Below are 7,991 nucleotides of genomic sequence, written 5' to 3'. Positions count from 1 at the left end.
CTCCTGGTCGGCGAGCTGAACGCCGTTGGCCAGCAGATCCACGTACAGCGCCGAACGGATCACGCCGTGGCTGTCGTGGCCCGCCAGGTTGGCGCCCACGAGACTGCGGCCGATGCGCTCCGCTTCGGCATCGGAGCACGCAGTGTGGCGGAAGATCTCGGCGATGAAGCCGGCGAGACGGTCATGGTCGATCACCACGTCGCTGTTCGCAGCGTCGTCGGTTGTGCTGGATTGGCTCATCGCCGCAGCGTACGCCGCTCCCCTGGCTCGTTTCCGCACCGGAGCACGGCGATGCAACCAACCGACCTCTCTCCCGCATTGTCGCGACGCTCCACATAGGCTCGCCCGGCGTGAATGCGCCTGACCGATCGGCCGCCGCAAACCCGGCGGAGCACTACGACGTGGTGGTGGTGGGCGCAGGCAATGCGGCGATGTGCGCAGCGCTCGCAGCGCACGAGGGCGGCGCCCGGGTGCTGGTGCTGGAGCGGGCGCCCGAGGCCGAAGCCGGCGGCAACAGCCGCTTCACAGCCGGTGCGATCCGTTTCGCCTACGACGGCGTCGACGACCTGCGAGCGCTGATGCCCGATCTCACCGACGCCGAAGTGGAGGTGACCGACTTCGGCACCTACACCGAAGCGCAGTTCTACGCCGACCTGTGCCGCATCTCCGACTACCGATGCGATCCCGATCTGGCCGACATGCTCGTCACCCGCAGCAAGGACACGCTGATGTGGATGGCGAGCCACGGCGTGCGTTTCGCGCCGATCTGGGGTCGCCAGGCCTTCAAAGTGGATGGGCGCTTCACATTCTGGGGTGGGCTCACGGTGGAGTCGGTTGGCGGCGGTGAGGGTCTCGTGGAGTCGCTGCGGGCGGCGCTCGGTCGGAACCAGATCGACCTGTGGCACGAAGCCGCGGCACGCTCGCTGCTGACCGACGACAGCGGTGCTGTCCGAGGTGTTCGCGTACGCCGCAGTGCCCGAGTGATCGACGTCGAGTGCAGCGCTGTCGTGCTGGCAGCCGGCGGATTCCAAGCCAACGCCGAATGGCGCACCCGCTACCTGGGTCCCGGATGGGACCTCGCCAAGGTGCGCGGCACCCGCTTCAACACCGGCGACGGCATCGCAATGGCGCTCGACATCGGTGCGATGCCGTACGGCAACTGGAGCGGCGCCCACGCCGTGGCGTGGGACTACAACGCCCCGGAGTTCGGCGACCTTGCCGTCGGCGACGGCTTCCAGAAGCACAGCTACCCGTTCTCGATCGTGCTGAACCAGGACGGCCAGCGCTTCGTGGACGAGGGCGCCGACTTCCGCAACTACACCTACGCCCGCTACGGACGCGAGATCCTTGCCCAACCAGGGCACTCGGCTTGGCAGGTTTTCGACGCCAGCACCGATCACCTGCTGCGCGACGAGTACCGCATCCGGCAGGTCACCAAAGTGACCGCCGACAGCATCGAGGAGTTGTGCGCGCGCATGGAAGACGTGCACACCGAGCGAGCGCTGGCGACCATCAGCGAGTTCAACGCAGCGGTCGACCGCAGCGTCGGGTTCGACCCCAACGTGCTCGACGGCCGCCGCACGAGGGGCCTCAGCCCCGACAAGACAAATTGGGCGATGCCGATCGAAACGCCTCCCTTCGCTGCGTTCCGGGTGACGTGCGGCCTGACCTTCACGTTCGGCGGGCTGCGCGTCGACGAGACCGGCTGTGTGATCGACACCGACCTGCGGCCGATCAAGGGCCTGTATGCCGCGGGCGAGCTGGTGGGCGGACTGTTCTACGGCAACTACCCCGGCGGCTCGGGCCTCTCAGCGGGTGCCGTGTTCGGCCGCCTGGCGGGAAGCTCCGCCGCAGCGCACGCAGCCGGCTGAACCGCCGCAGCCGGACGGGCGGCGGCTCCCCGGTGGGCGGTAGCGTCCAATCGCTATGTCTTCCTCGCCCAACGACTCTGGTTCGAAGATCGTCTATACCCACACCGACGAGGCTCCGGCGCTGGCCACCTACTCGCTGCTGCCGATCATCACGGCATTCACCGACGCTGCCGGCGTCGACGTCGAGACACGTGACATCTCGTTGGCAGGACGGATCATCGCGGCCTTCGGTGACGTGCTCGAGCCGCACCAGCGAATCGGCGATGCGCTGAGCGAACTCGGCGAGTGGACCCAAGACCGCGGCGCCAACATCATCAAGCTGCCGAACATCTCTGCCTCGGTCCCCCAGCTCAAGGACGCCATCGCCGAGCTGCAATCGAAGGGCTATGCAGTCCCCGATTACCCCGACGACCCCGCCAACGCATCCGAGCGCGAGATTCGCGAGCGCTTCGACCGGGTGAAGGGCTCGGCGGTGAATCCGGTGCTGCGCGAGGGCAACTCCGACCGCCGCGCACCCCGCGCCGTCAAGGAATACGCGCGCCAGTATCCCCACTCGATGGGCGCTTGGTCGCCGCAGAGCCAGAGCCACGTGTCGACGATGTCCGGCGGCGACTTCCGCTCGAACGAGCAGTCGGCCACGGCAGGCGGAGCAGGCTCACTGAGCATCGAGCATGTGGATGACGAGGGGAACGTGCGCCTGATGCGCAAGGTCCCGGTCGGTGCCGGCGACGTCGTCGACTCCACGTTCATGTCGATCGCCGCGCTGCGCGAGTTCCTCGACGGCCAGATCGCCGACGCCCGTGCCCAAGAGGTGCTGTTCTCGCTGCATCTCAAGGCCACCATGATGAAGGTCTCCGACCCGATCGTGTTCGGCCATGCAGTGCGAGCGTTCTTCGCACCGGTGTTCGACCGGCACGCCGAAGCGCTCGCGGCCGCCGGTGCAGACCCCAATGACGGCTGGGCCAACGTGCTGGCCGCCGTCGAGTCGCTGCCTGCAGCGCAGCGCGGGGCCGTCGAGGCCGACATCGCCGCCACGCTCGCCGAGCGCCCCGGCCTGGCCATGGTCGACTCCGACCGCGGCATCACCAACCTGCACGTGCCGAGCGACGTCATTGTGGACGCGTCCATGCCGGCCATGATCCGGTCGTCTGGCCAGATGTGGAACGCCGAGGGCAATCAGCACGACACCAAGGCCGTCATCCCCGACTCCAGCTACGCGGGCATCTACCAAGCGGTGATCGACGACTGCCGCGCCAACGGCGCCTACGACCCAACGACCATGGGCTCGGTGCCCAACGTGGGCCTCATGGCCCAAAAGGCCGAGGAGTACGGCAGTCACGACAAGACCTACGAGGTGGACGCTGCCGGGACCATGCGGGTCACCTCAGAGTCCGGCGAGGTACTGATGAGCCACCAGGTCGCCGAGGGCGACATCTGGCGCATGTGCACTACGAACGACGCAGCCATCGGCAACTGGGTCGACCTGGCCATCGAGCGCGGTCAGCTCACCGGTGCTGCGGTCGTGTTCTGGCTCGATGCCGAACGGCCCCACGATGCGCAGCTCATTACCAAGGTCGATGCACGGCTGGCGGAACGGCGGGCCGGTGACGCCTCGATCGGCGAGCTCGACATCAGGACCTTGGCCCCGGCCGATGCCTGCCGCTTCTCGCTGGAGCGCATCCGGCGCGGGGAAGACACCATCTCGGTCACGGGCAACGTGTTGCGCGACTACAACACCGACCTGTTCCCGATCCTCGAGCTGGGCACGTCGGCCAAGATGCTCTCGGTCGTGCCGCTCATGGCCGGTGGTGGCCTCTTCGAAACAGGCGCCGGCGGCTCAGCGCCCAAGCACGTCCAGCAGATGGTGGCCGAGAACCACCTCCGGTGGGACAGCCTGGGCGAGTTCCTGGCCCTGGCGGTGTCGCTCGAACATCTGGCCCGTGTGGCCGCCAACCCCGTCGCGCAGCTGCTCGCCGACACGCTCGATGCTGCGATCGGCACATGGCTCGCCGAAGGCCGCGCTCCCAGCCGCCGCGTCAACGAGCCCGACAACCGCGCCAGCCACTTCTATCTTGCGAAGCACTGGGCCGACGAGATGGCCCGCCAGGGCGCCGATGCCGACCTCGCCGAGCGGTTCGCCCCGCTGGGGGCGGCATTGGCCGCCAATGAGAACCAGATCATTGCCGAACTCGTGGAATGCCAAGGGGTGCCGGTTGACCTCGGCGGCTACTACCTGCCCGACCCGGCACTCGCCGAAGCAGCAATGCGGCCAAGCGCCACGTTCAACGACATCCTCGACGGCTTCCGCAGCGGCGGCTGACGCCGAGCAGCGCCGACGCTCAAATCAGGTATCGAGTTCGGCCAGCCCGCCGGGACCGAGCCGGCCGGTGTCGCGATAGGCCGCGAGCTTCTCTCGGCTGTCGGCGATGTCCAGGTTCGCCATGGTGAGCTGCCCGATGCGGTCGCCTGGGCCGAACGCCGCGTCTTCGACTCGTTCCATCGACAGGCGATCTGCCGCGTAGGTGAGCGCCGGGCCGCTGGTGTCGAGCACTGAGTAGTCGTCGCCGCGGCGCAGCCGCAGCGTGACCTCGCCCGAAACCGACGAGCCCAGCCAGCGCAGCAGCGAGTCGCGCAGCATCAGCGCCTGGGGGTCGAACCAGCGGCCCTCGTACAGCAGCCGACCCAGCCGGCGACCCATCGTGCGGTAATTGTCGAGCGTGGCTTCGTTGTGGATCGCCGACAGCAGCCGCTCATACGCGATGTGCAGCAGCGCCATCCCCGGTGCTTCGTAGATGCCACGCGACTTGGCCTCGATGACACGGTTCTCGATCTGGTCGCTCATGCCGAGGCCGTGGCGCCCGCCGATGGCGTTCGCTTCCAGCACCAGCGCGACGTGATCGCTGCCCTCAGCGCCTGAGGCCGACAATTCCCGCCCACCGATGGCAACAGGCCAACCAGCCTCGAAGCGGATCGTGACGTCCTCAGTGTCGATTCCGACCGCCGGATCCCAGTGGGCGACGCCCATGATCGGCTCAACGATCTCCATCGACGTGCCCAAGTCCTCCAGTTGCTTGGCTTCGTGCGTGGCGCCCCAGATGTTGGCGTCGGTGGAATATGCCTTCTCGGTGGGGTCCCGGTACGGCAGGCCGCGCGACACCAGGAACTCGCTCATCCCGGCACGCCCGCCCAGCTCGTCCACGAACGCCGAGTCCAGCCAAGGCTTGTAGATACGCAGACCGGCGTTGACCAGCAGGCCGTAACGGTAGAAGCGCTCGATGTCGTTGCCCTTGTATGTCGAGCCGTCGCCCCAAATGTCCACGCCGTCCTCGGCCATGGCCGCCACCAGCATCGTGCCGGTCACCGCTCGGCCCAGCGGCGTGGTGTTGAAGTATGTGCGGCCGGCTGTCGAGATGTGAAACGCGCCGCACTGCAGCGCCATCAAGCCCTCTCGCACCAGTTCGGCTCGGCAGTCCACCAAGCGTGCTGCGTGGGCGCCGTAGTCAAGTGCCCGCTGCGGCACCCCTGGCAAGTCGGGTTCGTCGTACTGACCCAGATCGGCCGTGTAGGCGCACACGAGCGCGCCACGCTCGTTCATCCACGCCACCGCCGCAGAGGTGTCGAGCCCGCCGGAGAACGCTATGCCCACCCGCGCCCCCACGGGAAGCTCGGCCAGCACACGCGAACCGCCAGCAGGCACAGGACCAGTCAACATAGGCCACAACGGTACGGCGTCCGGCCGCCACATCGACTGTGCTTTTCGGCCGACCCCACGCCGATGTTCGCCGCGTACTGATCGCGCTGCGCGTACGCTCCGCCACGAAGAGGTGACTCATGAGCGACGGCGAGGCGACAGGCACGATGAACGGCACCGCCACCGGCCATTCCATTGCCGGGCTGCTGAGCGAGATAGTGCGCATCCCCAGCGTCAACCCGCTGCATCACGGGCCGCGCTCGGGCACCGTCGCCGAGGCCGACATGGCCGACTGGGTGGCAGAGCGAGCGGCAGCGCTGGGCGCTGAGGTCGAGCTCCACGAGATCGAGCCCGGGCGTCCCAACGTGTATGCCCGCTTCGCCGGCCGCACAGAGCGCATGCTCGCCGTCGACGTGCATCTCGACACCGTCGGCGTCGAGCACATGGAAGGCGATCCCTTCGAGGGCCGCATCAGCGAAGGACGGGTCTGGGGGCGAGGCTCCGTCGACACCAAGGCGACAATGGCCGTGGTGCTCGCCGTGCTGGCCGAGATGGCTGCCGCCGGCCAGCAGCCGATGTGCACCGTCGAGCTGGTGGGCACGATCTCCGAGGAAGGCGGCGGCCTGGCGGGTGCGGGCGCCTACCGGGACCGGCTGCTCGAACGCAACGAGCGCCGCGAGCAGATCGTGGTCGCCGAGCCGACCATGTGCGTCCCGGTGTACGGCCACAAGGGCGGGCTCGGCCTCGAAGTCGAGGTCGAGGGGCGTGCAGCACACTCCTCCAAACCCCACTTGGGCATCAATGCGCTGTCCGCCGGCGCCCGCATCATCGCGGCCATCGACGCCGAGCAAGAACGCTTGGCGAGCCAACGCGACGTCGGCGTGCTCGGGGCAGGCACGGTGTCGGTCAACGAGATGGGCGGCGGGCGGGCCCGCAACATCATTCCCGACCAATGCGAGCTGTACATCGGCAGGCGAATCGCCGACGGCGAGGACTACCAAGAAGAACTCGCTCGCCTCACCGACTTGGTGCGCGCCGCAGCGCTGCCTGCGCGGGTGAAGGTGGAACTGGCGAACGGTCTGGGCGAGAACGCCTTCTTCCAGGCGCCCGGAAGCGATCTGGTCACCGCACTGGCGGAGATGTCAGGCCACAGCCCCGCCGTGGCCGATTTCGGCACGAACGCACTGCGTTACGGCGAGGTGGCCGACCAAATCGTGGTGTTCGGCCCGGGTTCCATCGATCAGGCTCACCAAGCGATCGAATGGGTCGAGATCGCCGAGCTCGAACGGGCGGCGAACGTCTACCGCCAGCTGCTCGCCCGTTGAGGCTGAGCCGAAGGCGAAGCCGAGACCCGAGCGGCCCATGAGCCCGCGTCCAATTGAGAGTGGGAACAAGAGCGGGCAGCGCAGCGCGAAGCTGCGGCGCGATCAACTGGGACGGGCGGAGATGAAGACCGGGATCTCGCGATCTGTTTTGGCCTGGTATTCCGCGTAAGGCGGGAAGGCTTCCACGCACCGTTCCCACCACGCCTCACGCTCGGCTCCGCTGACGAGGCGCACCGTGGTCTCGAAAGGCTGAGGCCCGTCCTGAATGAGCACGGTCGAATCTGCCATCAGGTTGTGGTACCAGCCCGGATGTGCCGGGGCGCCGCCCTTGGAGCCGACGATCGCGTACTCGCCCTCATGCTCAACTCGCATCAGCGGAACCTTGCGCACGAGGCCGGTGCGGTGCCCGACCGTTGTCATCACGATGATCGGCAAGCCGGTGTCGCGCAGCGTGTTGGCTTCGCTGCCGTTCGACGCCTCGTACGCGTCCGCCTGCTCCCGCACCCAGCCCCATGTGCTGGGTCCGTATTCGCCTTCGAACTTCTCGCTGTTTGCCATGCCGAGCAATCTAGGAGGCTGAGCCGAAATGCGTTCGCCTGACAGGTGTGCTGCACGCCTACGATCCACAGCGTGCAGATCATGTCCGCGCTGTTCATCGAGCATTTCGACATGCGCCAGGCCGCGGGCGGCGCAGCCCGCATCGATCTGGGCGGCGTTCACTTCTCCACGGCGGCTCCCGGACCGTTCCCGGTGACGATCACGCCACACATGCTCGTGCTCGTGCGCTGCCCCGCCTCACATACCGGATTGGCAGCGCTGGAGGTGAGATTCATGCGCGGCGACGAGCAGGTCGCGCGCAACGTGCAACCGCTCAGCGTCGAGCCCGGGAAGTTCGGCTACAACCTCGTGCAAGCCGAGCTCAGCTTCGACGAGCCGTCGACGATCGAGGCCCACTGCCGCATCGACCAGGGCGATGTCGTGGTGGTCCCCTTGACCATGAACCCTCCCGCGGAGGACTCTGAGCCCCCTGCACCTTCGTCGGAGCCGGCCACGGGCGGCTGGACCGGCACGCCCGCGCAGCAGGACGGCTAGGCCGGCCAGGCA

Annotated in this window: 7 protein-coding genes; 4 read left to right on the top strand and 3 right to left on the bottom strand. The window is 67.8% G+C overall.

Annotated features, from left to right (window positions below; genetic code table 11):
- Positions 1-240: Ldh family oxidoreductase (locus tag VI480_RS08940; protein ID WP_323672486.1), on the bottom strand; the 240-nt coding region annotated here is incomplete at its 3' end.
- A gap of 110 nt (positions 241-350) precedes the next feature.
- On the opposite strand from VI480_RS08940, the gene tcuA reads away from it, so the two are divergent.
- The gene (tcuA, locus tag VI480_RS08935) at positions 351-1,871 is read left to right on the top strand and encodes an FAD-dependent tricarballylate dehydrogenase TcuA (protein WP_323672485.1); all 1,521 of its coding nucleotides are present in this window, start codon (positions 351-353) and stop codon (positions 1,869-1,871) included.
- A 55-nt stretch (positions 1,872-1,926) separates the two neighbouring features.
- A complete protein-coding gene (locus VI480_RS08930) occupies positions 1,927-4,191 on the top strand; it encodes an NADP-dependent isocitrate dehydrogenase (RefSeq protein ID WP_323672484.1) in 2,265 nt (754 codons plus the stop codon).
- Between the two features lie 24 nt (positions 4,192-4,215).
- On the opposite strand, the gene argG is transcribed toward VI480_RS08930, so the two are convergent.
- On the bottom strand, positions 4,216-5,583 hold the full coding sequence (gene argG, locus VI480_RS08925) for an argininosuccinate synthase (protein ID WP_323672483.1): 1,368 nt from the start codon (positions 5,581-5,583) through the stop codon (positions 4,216-4,218).
- Positions 5,584-5,702: 119 nt separating this feature from the next.
- Here argG and VI480_RS08920 point away from each other — a divergent pair, with 119 nt between their 5' ends.
- On the top strand, positions 5,703-6,887 hold the full coding sequence (locus tag VI480_RS08920; protein WP_323672482.1) for a M20 family metallopeptidase: 1,185 nt from the start codon (positions 5,703-5,705) through the stop codon (positions 6,885-6,887).
- Positions 6,888-6,989: 102 nt separating this feature from the next.
- Here VI480_RS08920 and VI480_RS08915 read toward each other — a convergent pair whose 3' ends face one another.
- Positions 6,990-7,445, bottom strand: a complete 456-nt coding sequence (locus tag VI480_RS08915) for a nitroreductase family deazaflavin-dependent oxidoreductase (RefSeq protein ID WP_323672481.1) — start codon at positions 7,443-7,445, stop codon at positions 6,990-6,992.
- Positions 7,446-7,517: 72 nt separating this feature from the next.
- On the opposite strand from VI480_RS08915, the gene VI480_RS08910 reads away from it, so the two are divergent.
- Positions 7,518-7,979: a hypothetical protein gene (locus tag VI480_RS08910; protein ID WP_323672480.1), complete on the top strand. Its 462-nt coding sequence runs from the start codon at positions 7,518-7,520 to the stop codon at positions 7,977-7,979.
- Positions 7,980-7,991 lie beyond the last annotated feature (12 nt).

Source organism: Candidatus Poriferisodalis multihospitum (assembly GCF_028283155.1).
GTDB lineage: Bacteria > Actinomycetota > Acidimicrobiia > Acidimicrobiales > Poriferisodalaceae > Poriferisodalis > Poriferisodalis multihospitum.
The sequence above is the reverse complement of the archived record's forward strand: the minus strand, read 5'-3'. Positions and strand labels throughout refer to the sequence as shown.